The following is an 18,210-nucleotide window of genomic DNA, read 5'->3' as shown; positions in this document are numbered from 1 at the left end:
CAGATTTCCCATATTGTCCTGTGAGCTTCCCAACGCCGGCTTTTGACCAGTGCAGGTCACAGTAGGGTTACTCCAAATGGATAGAGTAGCGTTTACACGCAATACATTACGCGACTTCGTGTCGCACCTCACATTCTGGGTCGCAGATGATGATATCATCGTCCGTCACGAGGAATGCGTTGCAGATCTCACGCTTTGCGCTGAACGACTTGCCAGAGCCGGGGGTGCCGAGGATCAGGCCGTTGGGGTTCTTCAGCTTCTTCCGGTCCACCATGATAAGGTTGTTGGACAAGGCGTTCAGACCGTAATACAGGCTTTCTTTGCCGGACTGATACAGTTCCTGTGTGGTAAAGGGGATAAAGATGGCAGTGCTGCTGGTGGTCAGCCCTCGCTGAATCTCAATCTGACAGTCTGCCAGCGGCAGGCTGCTCATCAGCCCCTGTTCCTGTTGGTAGTCCAGTCGGCACAGGTTGCAGTTGTGCTTCTGGGCAATACTGGATGCCTGAAAAACATTGTTTTCCAGCTCCTGTTCCGTGCGCCCGGTGTTCAGCACCAGAAATGTGACAAGGAACATCCGCTCGTTCTGGCTCTGCAATTCCTTCAGCAGGGCTTTTGCATCTCTGCCGTAGGTCGCCAAATCGGACGGAATGATGTCAATATCATATCCGGCACGGATTGCCTTCTTCTGTTCCTCGATCTTGCTGCGATCCAGTTCGGTGATGGTGCGCTTGACCGTCTTGATGGCACGGTTCTGATCGACACTCTGAATGTGCATGGTGACAATCTGGGACGAATCCATGTCCAGAAAGTCCTTCAAAAGCTGGTCGCTGATGTCGGAAGCCGTGATGCTCAGAAAGCTGGCAGCGCAAAAGATGCCGCCCATCTGGAACGTCCGGGAGTTTTTGAAGGCAAAGGCGGTGGGTGCAATGGCATCCTTTACGGACAGACCACTGGGCACAAGGTCTTTCCAGTTGAAGTGGAACTTGTTGGCTCCATCCATGTTCAGCATCCCGTGCATCAGCCGCAGACGCTCCGTACCGTCCAGCGGCTTTGCCAGAACGCCCAACCTGTGAAAGTTGTTCATCAGGTCGTTCTGGATGTGCTCTAACCGAGGTTTGACCTGCGCCATGCTGTCGCCCTCGATGCCATAGGTCAGGAATTTGGTCTTGGTCAGGCCGTTGTTGCCCTTGGAAAGCTGCTGCCGCAACATCTGGCTGTACTCGGCTCGCACATCATCAAAGCCATCCTGCTGGTACGGGATGCGGATGGACTTCTCGAAGTCCGCCGAATCGGTGGCGGTATTCACGAAGGACAACTCGAAGTGGATAGAGCTGTCGAAAAAGTTGAGAAAACTGCACCATTCCTCAAAGATGGCGGTCTTGTCCTCCTGCTGCGCCAACTGATAGTTGATATCCTGATACTGGATGGTGCGGGTGTAGTAGCCGGGACGGACACGGCAGGTACCGTCCTCAAACATCCGCTGGAACGGGATGCTTTCCTGTGCCGTGTGGGGCACTGTGGGCTTGGGCGGCTTTTTTCCGTCTTTATTCTTTTTCAGAAACGGAATCATGGGCGTCATCTCCCTTCACAAGCAGTGCATAGTAATTGCGGGTCTGGTACGGACGCACCTTCGGGCGAACAAAGCGCGCCTGAAAGTAGTACCGCAGGATCTTTTCAGCCGGCTGACCGTTTTTCTGGTACATGGCCAGAAAGAACATGGGCAGCATGACCGCCATCATGCCGAGGGTAGCACCGGAATTGCCAGCGGTGTCCCGCAGAACAAAGAACAGCGGCACGCCTACGACTGCCGCTGCACCAAAACAGATAAGCTGCCGGGCGGTCAGGTTGAAGGCTACTTTGGACTTCACCTTGCTGAAATCGCGCGGCACGGAAATATAAGCTGCCAAAATTTCACCTCCGAATCAATGGGCACCCAGCAGAGTTTTGGCGACAGAGCTGGTCTTGAACAGCGAGAAGCAGAGCAGCACCGTGTACCCCACGATGCTCCAGATCGAGTTGATGGCATCCCCGGATATTGCAACATTCTGGAGCAGAACAGCGTAGATCGCCACGCAGATCAGAATCAGGAAACCCTGAAATCCCAGCGCGAACAGAGAACGAAGATAGTTCTGTCCCACATGGGATTGCTCGTGGTTGCCCCATGTTGCCATGGGCACCGGGGCAAGGCTGACCATCATGTAGATCTCAATCATTCTTCCGTAGACGATGACGAAAATCACGATGGACAGGATGCGCATAGTGATGCCGATGAAGAAGGACTGCAAGAACAGCCCGAACAGTGGGCCTACGTCCATCTGCATCATGCTGGATTGCAGCATGGAAAGCCCGATGTCGTTGACCCTTGTGTTGCCGGAAATAATGCCGCTGGAATTTGCCACCACCTGCTGCGTCACGTCGAACACCGCCATGATGATATCGAAAGTGTTGGAGATCATCCAGACCGAAATGGAAGTTTTGAAGATCCATTTCATCAGCAGCGCAGGCTCAAATTGTGCCATGTTGTTGTGCTGTGTGATCATCTCGATCAACTCATAACAGGCGATGAAGGTCAGAATCACGCCTGCAATGGGAAGCACTACGTTCCGGGACAACGCCTCGATCATAGCGAAAACGCGCGGTTCAAAATTGGATGGTTTGGTGCCGACCTGCTGTGCGATGTTGCCCACTTGGGTGTTGACGTCATCAAACAAGCCGGAGAGATTGGACATGATCGCCGCTGTCAGCAGTGACTTGATCCAATCGGAGATTGCTTTGAGAACAGTTTCCACTCAGCGCCACCACCCATCAAGAAAAATGGTTGATAAGGGTCTTGAGCAGGTTGAGCAGAAAAATAAGGTGAGTCAGAATCTGCATAATAGCACCATCCTTTCAAAATAAAGGTGAATATTCGATTTGCAATGCGTTTCCTCTTTATAATAAGAATCCGTTTGCCACGGAGGGGCTGGAAATGCTTGCAAGTAAATATGTACGGGGCGGCAAACGCCGCCCGGAAAAGATCAGCCGAACAGACCACTCAGCAGGGGGATCAGAGTGATGCCAATCAGGGCAACACCGCCGCCAGCCATCAGCTGTTTTATCCCCAATTAGGTGTAAAAACTCTGCTCGATGGCGGGCGGCGGCGTACAAAAAATCTATATGGTGTTGTTAAGAGAACCGTCCCGGCGGGACAGGTCAGGCAGTGACATGTTCCACCTCCGGGATGGGTTTGAGATTAAAATGAATTTCGATAGAAATGTGTCTTGTTTTATTTTCGTCAATGCGCTCATGCACGACGATTTCTTTGATTAAGCGGTTGAGGGTGGCTGCGTCCAGCTCTGTGATGTTGGCGTATTCCTGAATGGCTTCCACCCATTGTTTTGCGTCATTGGCAAGCTGGACTTCATCGGACAGCCGCTTTCTGCCCTCTGACACTTTTGTTTTAAGCTCCGTCTGCTCGGTCTGTGTCTTTTCCAGCATGGTGTTGAAATTCTGCTCACTGATACGCCCTGCAATCATATCCTCATAAAGCCGCATTACCATTTTGTCCAGAACCTCAATCCGTTCCTCGTCCCTTGTAAGGGAGCGTTCCATTGCTTCCCGCTGTTCCCGCTGCTCTGCTTCACAGGTATTGGTCAGGCGGTCGGCAACCGCTTCCCCGTCCATCAGGGCAGCTCTGGCACATTCCCGGATTTTCCGCAGCACATGGCTGTAAAGGGTGTCATAATCAATCCGGTGCTGGGTGCAGTGGTTCTTTCCAAAGGCGTTGTAGGTCTTGCAGGAGTAAATCCGCTGGGGATATTTTGCGTTTGTGTAGCGTACCGTCAGCGACTTCCCACACTCGCCGCATTTTATCAGTCCGGCAAACAGGCTGATTTCATTGGTCTGCCCCGGACGCTGGCGGGATTTCAGCTTGTTCTGCACAATGTCAAAGCTCATGCGGTCAATCAGCGGTTCATGCTGTTCCTCCACTACAATCCAGTCCTCCGGCTTCTTTTCCCCAATCGTGCCGATTTTGAAACGGTAGTCCTTTTTCTGGGAAGCAATCGCCCCGGTGTAGACGGGATTCATCAAAAGGTCTTTGATAACTGAGAAGTCCCACATATACCGCCCGTTTTCCGGGTCTTTCTTTTCCCATTTGGTGCGGGTATTGCGAAGCCCCCGTTCCCGGTTCCACCATGTGGGGCAGGGGATTTTTTCTTCCTCCAGCCGTCTGCGGATATAGTTCGGACCATGACCGTTTAGGGCATATCCGAAAATCAGCCGCACAATCGGGGCGGTTTCCTCGTCAATGAGCAGATGGTTTTTGTCCTCCGGGTCTTTCCGATACCCAAACGGGGCAAGACACCCGGTAAACTGTCCTTTCTGCGCTTTCAGAAGATAAGAGGAATGGACTTTCTTGGAAATATCCTTGCTGTACATCTCGTTCAGGATATTCTTGAACGGGGCAATATCGTTGTTATCCCGCAGGGTGTCGATACCGTCATTCATGGCGATATAGCGGACACCGTTTCTTGGGAAAAAGTCCTCAATCAAATGCCCGGTTTGCAGATAGTTACGCCCCAGACGGCTGAGGTCTTTCGTGATGACAAGGTTGATCTGCCTGCGCTCAATGGCTCTCAACATTCTCTGTAAATCAGGACGCTCCATATTAAGACCTGTGAAACCATCGTCCTGATAGACTGCCACAACCTCCCATCCCTGCTTTTCGCAGTATTTTTCCAGCATATCACGCTGAGATGGAATTTGTCAAGGGGCTTTTCTGCAAAACACAATGTTTCTGAAAATAGCGTTCAAAATATATGCAGAGCCGTTAGTCCGCAAAGGATGCGAATTATCGGCTCAATGGTTTTCTTTTATTTGTAATCATTACTTTTCCAATTCCAGATATTCTTGTCCCATGAAGAAGATTTTCAATTCGTTTTGATCTACTTCTATCTCAAATTCTACACTACTATTTCCCTGTGTAACACAGATTATATCCGAGTAAGAAAAACTATAATATGCGTCACCGCAGGATAGACCCGAATCGGGCATATCTTTACTCACAGCAAGTTCCCCGTTTTCTTGAAAGGTAAATATCTCCTCAGCATTTGCATCCTTCCATGTGCCAATAATATCTTTTTCGTTCTGAATGCGATTTACTTTACCAACACATACAATGGCAAGTATAACTGCACCAACAGTCAAAGCAATGCCTGCAACTCTCTTTACCAGTTTCTTTTTACGCAATTTCTATTACCTCTGTTTCAGTTGCTTTGTTAGATTGAATGATTACATATTGCTCAATTTCAGTTCCTCTACAATTTCCACCTTTGATACGCTTCTAACAGCAAACAGCATAGCGATACATACCATAGCGCCGACAGCCATAACTGCAAGAGCATAAATACCGCCGTTCATATAAAAAGCAAATGGTGTCATACCCGACGATATGAAGTAGTAGATAGCACAATGAATCAAAAAGCTCACAGGCAACGCAAGAACCAATGCTTTTCCGCCGTACAAAACAGCTTCGAGCAATAGCGTACATTTTAATCCTTTGGCAGTCATACCAACAGAACGCAGAACAGCAAATTCGCTTCTTCTCAAATGAATCGTATTCGAGATAGTGTTACAAACATTCAAGCTGATAATAACCGTCATCAGGATCGAGAACAGGCAGATTACCAGTTTTGCAATCGTATATACCTGTCTGGAATTATTCGTTGCGGCTGCAATGTCCACAGTTTGCGGAAATCCTCTGTCAGCCAGACATTCCATTGCTTCTTTATGCTGTGCTGTCTGTATTCTCATTTCCACATAGGCGTTATCATCTATCAGCAAGTTAAAATAACTTAAAGGCACGATGAGGACAGCTCGATCTCTCACAAACATGGATTGGATATTTGCATTTTCTTCTGAAACGATTTCTTCCACGATAATCGGCAAGGCATCCTCGGATGCCCCCAGCGGAATGATTTCTGTTCCCGGTTCAATAAGAAACGGTGAGCCTGCAATTACCCGATTTTGTGCCGAATTATAGTATCCCATAGTCTGATTGAGCAAAATTCCATGATTGAAATTTGTCACATCCAGACTGAATCCATTTTCATCGCAAAAAGAGACAAAATGTTCTTCGTCCAATCCTACGACATATACCTCTGCTTTCGTACCATTGATAAAATATCCTTGCATATCAGGATTGATTTGTTCCTGCGAAAATTCAGCGGTCATATATCGCTGAAAAGAATAGGAAACATCCGCAGTGATATTTTCATCCGATAATGCCCCGATTGCGACAGGAATATCTTTGTATTGAATCATCGAAATCACATCAGTATAACAGGAACCGTCCTCCTTCATATCCAAGGATGTCTGATAAAGCATAAAATCAGAGAAACTATATAAGGAAAGGGCAATTACCACCGACAAGAAAATAGAGCCGGTAATCGCTCGGAAGCGTTTTGGATTACGCTTAATATTTTTTGCTGCTAACGAACCATAAATGCCAAAAACCAAAGAAACGATTTTTCCGTCACGGAATTTCTTTCTTGATACCGCATTGTTAGACTGGCGGATCGCTTCAATAACTGTAATTTTAGCTGCTTGCTTCACAGGCTTTCTACTTCCGAAGTACAAAGAAGCAATGCCGGATAATCCGCTGACGAGCAGGATCAATCCGTTTACCTTCAAGGACAGTTCTACGATGCCAAAAGTGAATGTTTCTCCAAAAGCTGCCCTGACCACACTTAATAACAGAGCAGATAGCAGGATACCAACAACCAATCCAAAGGGTATGCTCACCACTCCCAAAAGGAAGGCTTCTAAATATACGCTAAGGCGTTTTTGCCCTTTTGTGGCTCCAATACTGGATAGCATTCCCATCTGCTTAATTCGTTCCTGTAAGGAAATGGAGAGGGCGTTGCTGATCATTGAAGCAGATGCAGCCATCAAAAGACAAACGACCATGACCACCAAAGCAATCAGTTTTGCAGCTCCTTTACCCCCGGTAATTCCATGATAGACTAACAATTCCGAATGAAACTTTGCTACATGACTGTCTACTGCCGCAGCCACTTCTTCGGCTTCTGTATAGATCGAATTGGATAAATTCTTTGCCTTGACATACGCAGCAAAATCGGATGCCGTTTTGTCAACACCTGCAAAGGCATTATAGTTTGCTGCGATTTTTGAGTCATTCACATCTGACAGAATACCAACAACTACATACGCTTTCTCTTTTGTTGGAACGAAGCTTTCTTCTTCGCCCCTATAATTTGTCAGCCCGGAAAGCTGGGCATTATATTCATCCCAAATTCTTGAACCAAGAGTTAAAGAAATCGTATCTCCAATCTCTGTATTCATGTTGTTTTTCTTCAAAAAAGATTCTGAAATAACAATCTCATTTTCATCTTGCGGGAAACGCCCTGCAAGCAAATACTGATTTAACGAAAATCTTTGGGTAAAGTTCTCGTCAATCTCGCCAACGGAGAGCATTGTACTGTTGGATTTCTCCCCGTAAAAACTGTTTCCGGCAAAGCGGAGAAGCGAAACTTCGCCTACATTGTTTTGACTATATAGCTCTTGAACCTGCTCCCAAGTCAAATCCTCCATGTAGTAGTCATAATCGCCACCATACACTTTTTCTTTCTCTTTCAAAAAATCAACCAACGACCATCCCCCACAGAGAATAGCGGTTATCATACTGATTGACAAAAGAATGGTTAAAAGTGTGAGTAGGGTACGCTTTTTATTCGACAACAGATTCCTGAGTGTAAGCATGAAAATCATATTCATCAGCGTATCACCTCATCCCTCACAAGTCTGCCATCCTGAATTTCCAGAATACGGTCTGCCTGCATTGCGATTTCACGGTCATGGGTAATCAGGATCATTGTCTGGCGATAGACTTCATTGGATTCACGCAGAAGTTTCATAATATCCCTTGTGTTCTCCGTGTCCAGATTTCCCGTTGGCTCATCCGCAAGGATAATCGCAGGTGCGTTAATCAACGCTCGTCCGATTGCCACTCTTTGTTGTTGACCGCCGGATAACTGACTTGGCAGGTGCTTTCTACGCTTTACCAGTTTGAGTGTGGATAGCAGTTCTTTCAAACGCTCCTGATTGATTTTACGCCCATCCAATCGAATCGGCAGCGTGATATTTTCCTCGACAGTCAAAACCGGGATCAGATTATAAAACTGATAGACAAGCCCAACCTGCCTTCTTCTGAATACAGCCAATTCATCTTCATTTTGCTCATAAACATCCTGTCCATCCACAAATACTTTTCCCGAAGTCGGTCTGTCAACACCACCTAAAATGTGCAACAGGGTAGACTTGCCAGACCCAGATGCTCCAATGATTGCAACAAACTCTCCTTTATCGACGGAAAAAGAAACATCTGACAAAGCATGGACAGGAGCATTGTCCATTTCATAGGTTTTGCAGATATTCTCTACTCTTAATATCTCCATAAAAAGTTCCTCCATATATTTTTGCAATTCAGTATAGCAAAGCCAAGTGACTGCTTCATTACTTTTTCATTACAAAAATGTCACTTAAAAAGGGGCTGCATTAAGCAGTCCCCCGATAAAAGCAGATTTCAAATTTTGCACCGCCTGACTCCCGATTTTTCGCTTGGATGACACCACCCTGATTGACAATGATCGTCTTTGCCAGAGCCAACCCCAAACCGGCATTACCGATTGTAGAGCCACTTCCTTGATAAAATCGGTCAAATAAATGGGGGATGTCTTTTTCCTGAAAACCTGTTCCGCTATCCTCTATAATGATCTGTGTCAAAAGAGGTCTTTCTATTGCCTTGATTTCGATAGTGCTGCCCTCTGGTGAATGTTCGATACAGTTTTTGATTACATTCCCCAAGGCTTCAGCAGTCCAATCAGTATCAAGAGATAGTTTTAATTCTGCCGGAATCACTTGCGTGATTGTCTGCATTTTTAATTCTGCCGCAATCTCCAGAGGACGAATTGCTTTTTCTACCACATCTTTTAAGTATACCGCCTGTGGCTTTAGAGTAATCGTTCCTGCATCCAGCTTGGATATTTTCAGAAGTGTGGCTATCAGCCACTCCATTCTTGATAAGAGCATAGTCTGTTCGCGGATCAGCTCATACCTTTCTTCGTCAGTCAGTTCCTCATTACACAGAGAAGCATTTAAGATATTCAGCGATGTCAAAGGTGTTTTTAATTGATGTGAAATATCGGCTAAAGCATTTGCCAAATTACCTTTCTCCATTTTCAGAGCTTCTGCCTGTTCAATAAGCCGTCTTGTCATCTTGGATATTTCATCATGTAAAACAGATAACTCACCTTCTTGAAACTGCCCAAAAGAAATTTTTTCATCTCCATGTAACAGCCTATCAATATGCAAACTAAAATCAGCAATTTTCTTGTATCTCTGATATGTGAAAAAGAGGGAAACTGCACTGGATGAAATGATAGCCGACAGAACAATCCACACAGCTTTGCTATCAACGATAATGCCAATGCCGCCCCAAAATAGAATAAGAATACTGCTGACAACAATTTGCCTTTTAACTTCTTTATTTCTGATAAAGTCCATATCAACCCACCTTATAGCCAAGCCCACGAACGGTAATTATGATTTCCGGCTCCTGCGGATTGGTTTCAATTTTGTCACGTAGCCTTTTCATATAGACAGTCAATGTATTATCATTGATAAACTCCCCAGTAGTGTCCCATAAAAGCTCCAACAATCTTCTGCGAGAAAGGACAATACCTTTGTTACGCAAAAAGACTAACAGCAACTTATATTCCATAGCAGACAACAAAATCTCTTTCCCATTCTTTGATACGGTTGCTTGATTTGTGTCCACAACTAAGTCGAGGTAACTGATAATGTTTTGTGTGTTCTTAGTTCTCCTTAATACGCTGTTGATCCTTGAAAGCAGTTCTCTTGGTCTGAACGGTTTGCTGATATAATCGTCAGCCCCCATATCTAACCCAGCCACAACACTATATTCATCATCAGAAGCCGTTAAGAAAATAACTGGCATAGTTCCTCTTTCTTTAATTGCAGAACAAACAGAAAAACCATTTCCGTTTGATAATTGAATGTCCACCAAGGCTATATCGTATTGGTCGCTATCCAATTTTTCTATTGCTTCTTTTTGACCGGGAGCATTTTCGATTTTGAACCCTTCATTTCCTAAATAGTCTGATAATGAGGATACGATACTTTGGTCATCCTCCACTAATAACAATTTACTCATCGTGTGTTCTCCTTGTTGTCAGCTATAAATTCATTTTTATTTTGTTTATATCTTCCATCAGCCGGCTTTTGGGCATCTTGGGGAATTAGCCATGCACGAGGTAGCCGAACAATTCCATCAATGCGATTCTCCTCACACAGCTTTTGAACACGACGCACCGATATTCCCCAAAGTTTAGCCGCATCCTGTACTGTCATGTATTCAAACATAGTTTACCTCCGCATCAAATAGTTATATATATTATATACGCACAAACGAACAATATCAATGGGCTGTTTGTAAACACTTAAACACTAACTGTGTACGAATTAACTCGGCGCTAACAATTTCCGTCATCCTGTTTCGGATATTATTTATTTTTCCACCCAACCCATTCTGTCCGGGCAGCTACCTTTAATTTTTTGTTACGCCTCCTCTGCTGCGAGCAACTCTACCAAAACCGAAGGACCATATTTTCAGACTGCCGAGCGACCTCGACTGGTGCCAAACGATTTTGCTGAGGCGATAGAAAATAGAATTGCAATGTACTATAATAAAGGTGTGAAATTTTCCCTCGCTTCTGTAAGATTGTCCGCCAGATCCATAGTACATAGGTGAGGAGGTGGATACCTTGTTAGAGGATGTGAAGATCATTGAACTGTTCTTTGCTCGTACTGAGCAGGCAATAGCTGAACTTGCTGCAAAATACGGTTCAACTTGCAAAAGAATTGCAAACAACATTTTGAAATGCGAACCCGACGCAGAAGAATGTGTAAATGATACATACCTTGCTGCGTGGAATGCAATTCCTCCAGAAAGACCTGACCCACTCAGAACCTATATTTTTCGTATTACCCGCAATATCGCTACCGCAAAATACCACGCAAATACTGCACTAAAGCGAAACAGTTACTATGATGTTGCACTTGATGAGTTGGAAGAGTGCCTAACTTCTGCATCTACTATTGAACAGGAAGTGGATGCAAAGGAGCTGTCACAGGAAATTGATCGTTTCCTTGACAGCTTGGATCAGGAAAGCAGGGTTATGTTTGTAGCAAGGTATTGGTACTCAGATAGCATTACAGAAATTGCAAAGAGGCTTCGTACAACAAATAACAATGTGTCTGTTCGCCTTTCCCGAATCAGAAGCAAACTTAAAAATCATTTACAGAAAGCGGGGTATGATTTATGACACGAAAGAACATCTCTGACGCCGTTGGTGGCATTGGTAGCCGTCATATCGAAGAAACGGCGAGTTATCAGGCAAAGAAACAAAAAAGCATTTGGCTGAAATTTGGGGCAATTGCTGCGTGTCTCTGTCTAATCGTGGTGGGAGTGTTTAGTATGGGATTATTCGGCAAAAGTACAGAAACAGCTACATTAGGTGATGGAACTACCATATCTTTCACTAAAGCAGATACGGTAGCCTCTGCTCTGAGTTTGAACTTGCAAGCACGAGCATTGACCAAAGATGAGGTTCAGACTATTTTCGGTGATCTTCCGATTTCCGGAGATGCCCTCTTTACCTTGGACGATGTAGCATTTGTTGGCTTTGATGGTCATTACAGCGATATGAAATTTGTTGTTTCGCTGTCTGGGAACAATCTTATGGATACTACCGTAATTGGCAAGGGAAATGTATCTATGGTTGGAGATACGCCAGTTAAAGCTGGCTACTTCGTTACAAATGCAAACAGCGAAGGAATTAAGACTGTGATCTATTACGCCTATATCACATTTGATAACTATTCCATCTATATCGAAAATGCAGGCGGAGAAAGTGAAAGAGAGGCTGTTCGAGCGGAACTGATGGCAGCACTTGATAAGTTGTTGGAAAACTCTTTTGATTTTAAGTGATAGAATTCGATTAAATATTGCAAGCACCGGTATGGAAAACCCATACCGGTGCTTATTTTACGCTTGACGTATAGGGATTATCTCCATCCCCCTATGTCACAGACTTCACCTGAAGTTTCAACCTCCAGCACTTTTAACGTTCCATATCTCTGTTTTTCATCTTACGCTCAAGCCGCTCCGATCGCCGCCTTTGCCGCAGTTCTCGATCCATTGTCTTTTCCTGTGCATATTCGTCAAGATAGCCAGACACATCCCGTAGGCCACTCTCCATCAACCACCAACTGAACTTGTCGCCATAAGCCGCTTCAATGCGTTGGGCTGCTGCTTTCTCTCTGTCAGGTCGAAGTGCCTTCCGCTCCAGATAAAGCTGCAAGGAATCAAAGCCGGAAGCTTGCTCTTTCAGCTCGGCATACTCAGACAATGCAGCCTCCAGCTCTCCGGCATACTTATTCTCCTGCGCCTCAAGCCGTTTGAGATTATCTTCATAGCGGTCAATCTGGCGCTGGAAGATATCGCTTGTGGCGTCCTCTGGGTATTCCAGAGAATGAAGCAGCATAGCCTTTTCGCTTTTTAGCTCCTCTAACTTTTCCGTCAACTCGGCTATTTTGGAGGCAAGCTCACGGTGCCTGACAAAGTGGATCGCAGGAAGGGATTTCTTTTCAGCCAGTAGGGACTTCCGTTCTTTGGTTGTTTCCTTTATCTGCTGCACAAGGGAGCGGTACTGTGCCAGATTTGGCTTCAGAATATTCAAGGCACCGGTCATCTGTTTCTTGCTGCTGCGGATATGCCCTAACTGATAGCAGAAGATCAGCATATTTTCCCGCAGCTTTTCCAACGCTTCTGCAATAGCGGGCAGCGTGTTCTTCACCGCCTCCGTAATTTTCTTGAACTGCGCCTTCAGTTCCCGCAGGAGCCTGTTGTCCGCCTTGATCTGACGGTTGAGTTCGCACCTGTCGGACACGATACCTTTCTGTTCCAAAGCACGGGCAATCACGCCCTCGTGGATGGTGGGCTGCTCGTCAATGCCTCGCTCGACAAAGCTGCGGTGGTCGATGCGCTCCTCATGACCGTATCGCTCCAAATATTTGTTTGTCACATCTGCCCATGCTTTGCGCCAGATAAGGAGCTGTTCCTCGCTGTTCCAGCGTTCAGAAATGGGATTCTGTCTCCCGTATTTGGTGCTTTTGGGATACTTGCTGGCACGCTCATATCCATGTTCCTCAGCTGCGGATGGTGTCATATACACTTTCTTCCTGCCTACCTTGTACTGGTACTGTTTCTCCCATCCGTCAGCCTGTGCAGCCTTAAACTCGGCAGCGGTAAAGCCCCGTTCCTCACCGTCACGGCTGCAGAGATATTCCTTCTCCGTTTTGTATTGCCATTTGCCGCTTTCATCAAGCGGGCGCACCGTCAAGAGAATGTGGGCATGTGGATTATGACCCGGTGGATCAGGATCGTGGATTGCCAGATCGGCGCACATCCCGTCTGCGACAAATTGGTTTTGTACGAAGTCCGTCAACAGCGTCTGCCATTGCTCTAGGGACAACTCTATGGGCAGGGCTACCACAAACTCACGGGCTAAGCGGCTGTCCTTGGTTTTCTCGTTTTCCTCCACGGCGTTCCAGAGAACCTCTCGGTCTTGCCATGCGGGTGGGGCCATGTCCGGCAGGAATACCTCCTGCCACACAAGCCCCTGCTTTCGGGTGTAATCGTGCTGTACTCCGTCATAGTCATTGAGGATGTGGGAGCAGCTGAGATAAGCGGAGGCTGCACAGGCGGAGCGTCCGGCTCCCCGGCTGACCACCTTTGCCTCCAAGTGGTAAATTGCCATTTGCGTTCACCTCGATTCGTATTTTGTGAGGGGGTGGTAAAACGCCACCCCTTGGTTTCTGTTTCTCTTTGCAAAGAGAAAATGGGCTGCATTGCTGCCCATATCTGCGATAAAGCTGCCGGTGGCAGGTTTTCGCAGGCAGGAGGCGGGCAGAGTATCTGCCGGATTGGTGCGACAAGCAGCAATCTCTGCATCAGCAGAAGCGCCGACTGCACAGGGAATGCTGACTTGCGGCATTTCCTGCCCTCTCTGGAGAAGTGTCCGATGGACAGTTCGTGAAGAGCGCACGAGCCCGACCAACGGAAGGGATACCACCGCCTGCTTCGCAGGTGGTGAGTAAGTGCGCCCTTCGGGATAAAAAAGGAAGGGACGCCCCGGTTGCCCGGAACGCCCCTCGCAGATTAGTGTAGCTTCTCATATAACAAGTCCTCTAATTTTTCAAGCTCCATTTGCTGAGCCTCTGGAAATACTTTCTCCAAAACAGCGCCCTCCTGAATCAAGCGTCTGGTACGGGCCTTTCGCTCTTTCGCCCGATCCCGCATTTGTGCCTCCTCCAATCGGTGCTTGGCCTGCAATTCTTCCTTGGTCATGATCTTTTTATTTGCCATATCTGGCTCCTTTCTGCCGCTGGGCGGCTTCGTGATAGTAAAAAGCAGGGAACTGGTATCACACAGATACCAACTCCCTGCAGAACTGATGGTAAATTGTTTTCCTCATTCTGAGAATTGCCAATTTGGTAGCAAAGACGGATTGTATTGCCACCAACATAGTAGTAAAATCAAGAAAAGTAATTTCAAAAGCCGTCTGCAAAATCCAGCGCAGCTGAAATGTCCTCCTCGGTTTCCTCCGAAACAAGAGCAGCGGCAGGCTGTGCGCTCTGCATAAGCTGTAGGATACCGCCAAGGCTTACCGGCGTACAGCTCTGCAAGCTGCGTGAGATGGTATCCTCGATCCGGCTGAGGAAAGCGTCCTCCTTCTCCCGTGTTTCCAGATAGGGATCATCGGCAAGCTGCTTGCTACGGTCAAAGTAAGCGTTGACCGCCGAAACGACTGCCTTGCTGACTGAACGATATTCTCGCCTGTCAAGGCTCTGCAAATGCTCCCACGCCCTGCGGTCTGCTTCGTTCTCCAGATTCAGCCGAAGTGTTGTTGTGTAGATTTGCTTCATACAAGATCGCCTTTCTTTTGCATTTTCTGTGCAGACAGCAGCTCATAGCCCTTGGCTGTGGCGCAGATGTCATCATTGATCATCACCCGGCTGGCATCATATTCTCCGAAATTCTTCACCATGCAGCTTCCACCGCCGACAACATAGAGCCTCATCAGTTCCGGGTCATACTCATGCTCACGCAGTCTGCGGAAGATGCCTGCGGTGTAATCCCTCGCTGTGTTCTGGATAGCAGTTAGGTAGCGTTCGCTGATGTCTGCCGTCCCAAAGCGAATCACACGCTCCAGAATCGTATCATCTACCGATGCGCCAAACTGCCGCATGAGATTTTCCCGGACAGCAATCATGCACTGGTTTGTCCCGTACTTCTCCGTGAAGCACTTCTGAGATAGCGGACGGCGCTCGTTGATATACATGACATTCATCGTTCCGTTGCCAATGTCGCAAAGCATATTGATGCCCTTGAATCCCCGCAGTCTGTCCGCCACAGCGGAGAAGCCCTGCGGGAAGATGTCCGCTCCGGCAAACTCCACATGATAGCTGACACCACGGAAAATGAAATCCGCCATTTCATTCTGCAACAGGTACGCCTTGAAGCTATCCTTCTGTTCGCTGACCCAAGTAAGAGGGAGCCCCGCCGCCAAATGCACACGGGCAGAGGTCTGCTTGCGGATATTCAGCTCTCTTGCAATGGCAGCAAGGGTCAGAATATAGTAGTCACCGTCTGTCATTTTGTCAGAGATAAACTCCTTGTGACCTTCGCCCACGGTGTAATAGCTGCCGTTGTAGACAAGCAGATTGCTTTTGAAGGTCGGCTCCTTGTCAGAGATGATCACGCCCGTAGGAAAGCAGCAATGTGCAGTCTTGATATTCCCATAGCCGTGGTCGATGCCGATGATTATAGGGTTATTGTTCATATAGTTCATAGTTTGTCCTTTCTGCCGCTGTGCGGCCTTGAAAATAGATTGTTTGTGTACGGCTCTGTACGGTAAACGCCAGTGCTGTACGCCGCTGTACACCGATTGGTCTTTGGATTTTGCGTTTGCTTTGTCAAATCGCTGTTTATACCGCAAGAAAATGCGGTAATCGCAGCACATTGCACATAAAGAACGCTGATTTTGCGGTAAAATAGCTTTTTGAAAACGGAGTTGAGAACTGCCGTACATCGTGTACGGCATGTACGGCAGTTTTGAAGTCCAGTTCTCATATTTAATAAGGAAGCAAGTTCATCGCCTCCACTCCGATAAATCCACGCACCCGCTTTCCGGCTGCGTACACATTGTTGGTAGCCTCCACATTATAAAGCCGTTCATTCTGGGCCAGCTCTGAGCTGATACGATTTGCTGACATAGGCTTTTGTGCGTTGTCCTCGCACCAGCGGAGATAGGCTTCATAGATAGCCTTGGAGCTGGCTTCGCTGTCGGCCTTAAAGCGGATATAGCCCTCGGATTGCAAAAACTCGATCACATTGTTGCTGCTGCGCTTTACTGTCTCCATATTTTCTTTGGCTCTATCGCTGATGGTGAACTGATACTCGTTCCCAATCAACCGCCGCAGACCCTCCAGACACCACAAAAAGATGCCCTCACGCTCCTGTGTCAGCTTATCCACCAGAAATGGATCATCGGCTCGTCCTGCTGGCCTGTCCTTGGTGGTCAACACGATCTGCCTGCGGAAGAAGCCGTCTGACTTGTCGTGCAAAGCGGTTAAAGCGCCGTTGCCGAAGCAAAGAAAGCGGACATAAAGCTGGCTCTGATAGCTTTGAACACCCTTGCGTTCCATATCCATCTTGCACTCTGAGGTCACGATGGATTTGATATAGTTGGTCTTGGGCAGGGCACTCATATCCATATCGTCATCCACCATCAGCAGCTTGTTTTCCAGGTCTGCACGGCTGAAACGGTTGTTCTCTACCTTCTGGATGCTGGTGGTATTCATGTTATCTCCCAGCATGGAGCGCATTACAAGTCCGATTCGACTCTTTCCTTCGCCGCCCTTACCAATCATCAGGAGCATTTTCTGCCCCTTTGTGGTAGGCAATAGGCAGTAGCCCATATACTCCTGCAAGGTGGGAATGTCCTCCGGGACAAGCAGCTCGGATAAAAATTGCAGCCAGCGCACAGGCGGCGGTGCATCGGGGAGATAGGCCACACTCAGACGGTTGTTGCAATAGCTTTTGTCCTCGGTGAAACGCCCATCCAGAAAGAGTGTCCCGTTTGCCACATGGATACGGTCAGTCTCGATGGGCAGGGGCGGCGAATAGGCTTGCAGCTTGATACTGGCCAGCAGATTTGCCACCACCTTGGAAAGCCCGGAGGTCAGACAGCCGGAGATCTCCTCCAGAATGAGATTGCCGATTTGCGCCTCGTCCTCAATCAGTCCATCCACTGTGAACAGCCTTCCTCTGACACATTTCATGGGATGCTTTTTTAAGAACTGCTGACAAAACAGCACTTCGTTGATGCGTTTTCCATCATACCAATCGGGAATGCTTTCTTCAGGCGGCATAACCATTGGGGTATTCAATTCGTCCATAGGTTTCCTCCTTTCGCAGTTGTTCCAGACGCTCCTTTAGTGCTATGATTTCACCATCCGTCATCCAGTCCTGTACAATTTCCCGACGCTCATAGCTGTCACCAAAGGTGAGAATGTTCAGTTCATATTCAATCTGACTGAGCTTGTGGCAGGCTTCCACGAATAAATCATGGACTGGCTCATCCGGCGTTTGCGGCGCATAGTATGCTTTCCATTCCTCCAAGCAACGGTAATAGTCCGATAAAACAGAAAAGCACAGACGCTCGTTTTCTTTGAGCTTCTGTGCTTCTGTTCGGATACGCTTTGCATTGAGTGCCGCTGCGCTGGGCGGCTTGTCCGGGTCAAGATGAAAGTCTATCACCAGCTTCATGGCTGCGTCGTAGGGCTTGAGATCAAACAACCTTGCAGTGAAGTCAATGACATCTCCATGCTCTCCGCAGGTAAAGCAATAATAATGGTCGTTTGCCACATACAAGCTGGGGTGTCTGTCATTGTGAAAGGGGCAGAGCGCCTTGCCGTGCCGGTTGACCTCAAGGCCATACGCCTGTGCCGCTTCCCGCAGGCTGACGTTGTTTTTTACGGTTTCGAATAAATTCATGTGTCCTC

17 protein-coding genes and 3 pseudogenes are annotated in these 18,210 nt (G+C 47.3%); 2 read left to right on the top strand and 18 right to left on the bottom strand.

Going from position 1 to position 18,210, the window contains the following annotated elements; all coding sequences use genetic code 11:
* Positions 1-133: 133 nt before the first annotated feature.
* The 11 genes and pseudogenes from J3348_RS11980 to J3348_RS11930 form a co-directional block, all read right to left on the bottom strand.
* Positions 134-1,570 (bottom strand): annotated as a pseudogene (locus tag J3348_RS11980) (conjugal transfer protein TraE); the annotation flags it as partial.
* Positions 1,545-1,907: a PrgI family protein gene (locus tag J3348_RS11975; protein WP_044960449.1), complete on the bottom strand. Its 363-nt coding sequence runs from the start codon at positions 1,905-1,907 to the stop codon at positions 1,545-1,547. The gene J3348_RS11975 and the pseudogene J3348_RS11980, both read right to left, overlap by 26 nt.
* A 15-nt stretch (positions 1,908-1,922) precedes the next feature.
* Complete coding sequence (locus tag J3348_RS11970; protein WP_112116535.1) at positions 1,923-2,789, bottom strand: VirB6/TrbL-like conjugal transfer protein, CD1112 family; 867 nt, start codon at positions 2,787-2,789, stop codon at positions 1,923-1,925.
* A gap of 228 nt (positions 2,790-3,017) precedes the next feature.
* Positions 3,018-3,101, bottom strand: a pseudogene (locus J3348_RS11965) (Maff2 family protein); the annotation flags it as partial.
* 91 nt (positions 3,102-3,192) lie between these two features.
* A pseudogene (locus J3348_RS11960) lies at positions 3,193-4,797 on the bottom strand (recombinase family protein).
* 69 nt (positions 4,798-4,866) lie between these two features.
* Entirely contained in the window at positions 4,867-5,229 is a 363-nt protein-coding gene (locus J3348_RS11955) for a hypothetical protein (RefSeq protein WP_055145343.1), read from the bottom strand.
* Between the two features lie 42 nt (positions 5,230-5,271).
* Positions 5,272-7,776, bottom strand: coding sequence for an ABC transporter permease (locus J3348_RS11950; RefSeq protein ID WP_207699054.1), 2,505 nt, complete (start codon positions 7,774-7,776; stop codon positions 5,272-5,274).
* The gene (locus J3348_RS11945; protein ID WP_055145338.1) at positions 7,776-8,456 is read right to left on the bottom strand and encodes an ABC transporter ATP-binding protein; all 681 of its coding nucleotides are present in this window, start codon (positions 8,454-8,456) and stop codon (positions 7,776-7,778) included. Before J3348_RS11945 ends, J3348_RS11950 begins: the two co-directional genes overlap by 1 nt.
* Positions 8,457-8,556: 100 nt before the next feature.
* A complete protein-coding gene (locus J3348_RS11940) occupies positions 8,557-9,564 on the bottom strand; it encodes a HAMP domain-containing sensor histidine kinase (protein WP_055145335.1) in 1,008 nt (335 codons plus the stop codon).
* 1 nt (position 9,565) lies between these two features.
* Complete coding sequence (locus tag J3348_RS11935) at positions 9,566-10,234, bottom strand: response regulator transcription factor (protein WP_055145332.1); 669 nt, start codon at positions 10,232-10,234, stop codon at positions 9,566-9,568.
* Entirely contained in the window at positions 10,231-10,443 is a 213-nt protein-coding gene (locus J3348_RS11930; protein WP_055145329.1) for a helix-turn-helix domain-containing protein, read from the bottom strand. The genes J3348_RS11935 and J3348_RS11930 overlap by 4 nt, the downstream gene beginning before the upstream one ends.
* Before the next feature lie 401 nt (positions 10,444-10,844).
* On the opposite strand from J3348_RS11930, the gene J3348_RS11925 reads away from it, so the two are divergent.
* Positions 10,845-11,405, top strand: a complete 561-nt coding sequence (locus tag J3348_RS11925; protein WP_055145326.1) for a sigma-70 family RNA polymerase sigma factor — start codon at positions 10,845-10,847, stop codon at positions 11,403-11,405.
* Positions 11,402-12,070 carry a hypothetical protein gene (locus tag J3348_RS11920; RefSeq protein WP_055145323.1) on the top strand — a complete coding sequence of 223 codons (669 nt, stop codon included), beginning with the start codon at positions 11,402-11,404 and terminating at the stop codon, positions 12,068-12,070. The genes J3348_RS11925 and J3348_RS11920 overlap by 4 nt, the downstream gene beginning before the upstream one ends.
* Before the next feature lie 133 nt (positions 12,071-12,203).
* Here J3348_RS11920 and mobQ read toward each other — a convergent pair whose 3' ends face one another.
* From mobQ to J3348_RS11885, 7 genes are all read right to left on the bottom strand, one after another.
* The gene (gene mobQ / locus J3348_RS11915; protein WP_055145320.1) at positions 12,204-13,901 is read right to left on the bottom strand and encodes a MobQ family relaxase; all 1,698 of its coding nucleotides are present in this window, start codon (positions 13,899-13,901) and stop codon (positions 12,204-12,206) included.
* Between the two features lie 6 nt (positions 13,902-13,907).
* Positions 13,908-14,138 carry a hypothetical protein gene (locus J3348_RS11910; RefSeq protein ID WP_055145317.1) on the bottom strand — a complete coding sequence of 77 codons (231 nt, stop codon included), beginning with the start codon at positions 14,136-14,138 and terminating at the stop codon, positions 13,908-13,910.
* A 164-nt stretch (positions 14,139-14,302) separates the two neighbouring features.
* On the bottom strand, positions 14,303-14,491 hold the full coding sequence (locus J3348_RS11905) for a hypothetical protein (RefSeq protein ID WP_055145756.1): 189 nt from the start codon (positions 14,489-14,491) through the stop codon (positions 14,303-14,305).
* A 203-nt stretch (positions 14,492-14,694) separates the two neighbouring features.
* Positions 14,695-15,069, bottom strand: a complete 375-nt coding sequence (locus J3348_RS11900) for a hypothetical protein (RefSeq protein ID WP_055145314.1) — start codon at positions 15,067-15,069, stop codon at positions 14,695-14,697.
* Positions 15,066-15,995 (bottom strand): ParM/StbA family protein, encoded by a 930-nt coding sequence (locus tag J3348_RS11895; RefSeq protein ID WP_055145311.1) that lies wholly within the window; start codon positions 15,993-15,995, stop codon positions 15,066-15,068. Before J3348_RS11895 ends, J3348_RS11900 begins: the two co-directional genes overlap by 4 nt.
* Positions 15,996-16,278: 283 nt before the next feature.
* Positions 16,279-17,583, bottom strand: coding sequence for a phage/plasmid primase, P4 family (locus J3348_RS11890; protein ID WP_055145753.1), 1,305 nt, complete (start codon positions 17,581-17,583; stop codon positions 16,279-16,281).
* Positions 17,567-18,202, bottom strand: coding sequence for a CHC2 zinc finger domain-containing protein (locus J3348_RS11885; protein ID WP_055145308.1), 636 nt, complete (start codon positions 18,200-18,202; stop codon positions 17,567-17,569). Before J3348_RS11885 ends, J3348_RS11890 begins: the two co-directional genes overlap by 17 nt.
* Positions 18,203-18,210 lie beyond the last annotated feature (8 nt).

This window comes from Faecalibacterium sp. Marseille-Q4896 (genome assembly GCF_017377615.1).
Classification (GTDB): domain Bacteria; phylum Bacillota; class Clostridia; order Oscillospirales; family Ruminococcaceae; genus Faecalibacterium; species Faecalibacterium taiwanense.
This window is presented reverse-complemented; position numbering and strand designations above follow the sequence as displayed.

Excerpts from the sequence above, each read along its gene's own strand:
- J3348_RS11950 (WP_207699054.1), bottom strand. The coding sequence starts at position 7,776 with ATGAATATGATTTTCATGCTTACACTCAGGAATCTGTTGTCGAATAAA.
- J3348_RS11945 (WP_055145338.1), bottom strand. The coding sequence starts at position 8,456 with ATGGAGATATTAAGAGTAGAGAATATCTGCAAAACCTATGAAATGGAC.
- J3348_RS11940 (WP_055145335.1), bottom strand. The coding sequence starts at position 9,564 with ATGGACTTTATCAGAAATAAAGAAGTTAAAAGGCAAATTGTTGTCAGC.
- J3348_RS11935 (WP_055145332.1), bottom strand. The coding sequence starts at position 10,234 with ATGAGTAAATTGTTATTAGTGGAGGATGACCAAAGTATCGTATCCTCA.
- J3348_RS11930 (WP_055145329.1), bottom strand. The coding sequence starts at position 10,443 with ATGTTTGAATACATGACAGTACAGGATGCGGCTAAACTTTGGGGAATA.
- J3348_RS11920 (WP_055145323.1), top strand. The coding sequence starts at position 11,402 with ATGACACGAAAGAACATCTCTGACGCCGTTGGTGGCATTGGTAGCCGT.
- mobQ (WP_055145320.1), bottom strand. The coding sequence starts at position 13,901 with ATGGCAATTTACCACTTGGAGGCAAAGGTGGTCAGCCGGGGAGCCGGA.
- J3348_RS11910 (WP_055145317.1), bottom strand. The coding sequence starts at position 14,138 with ATGCCGCAAGTCAGCATTCCCTGTGCAGTCGGCGCTTCTGCTGATGCA.
- J3348_RS11905 (WP_055145756.1), bottom strand. The coding sequence starts at position 14,491 with ATGACCAAGGAAGAATTGCAGGCCAAGCACCGATTGGAGGAGGCACAA.
- J3348_RS11900 (WP_055145314.1), bottom strand. The coding sequence starts at position 15,069 with ATGAAGCAAATCTACACAACAACACTTCGGCTGAATCTGGAGAACGAA.
- J3348_RS11895 (WP_055145311.1), bottom strand. The coding sequence starts at position 15,995 with ATGAACTATATGAACAATAACCCTATAATCATCGGCATCGACCACGGC.
- J3348_RS11890 (WP_055145753.1), bottom strand. The coding sequence starts at position 17,583 with ATGGTTATGCCGCCTGAAGAAAGCATTCCCGATTGGTATGATGGAAAA.
- J3348_RS11885 (WP_055145308.1), bottom strand. The coding sequence starts at position 18,202 with ATGAATTTATTCGAAACCGTAAAAAACAACGTCAGCCTGCGGGAAGCG.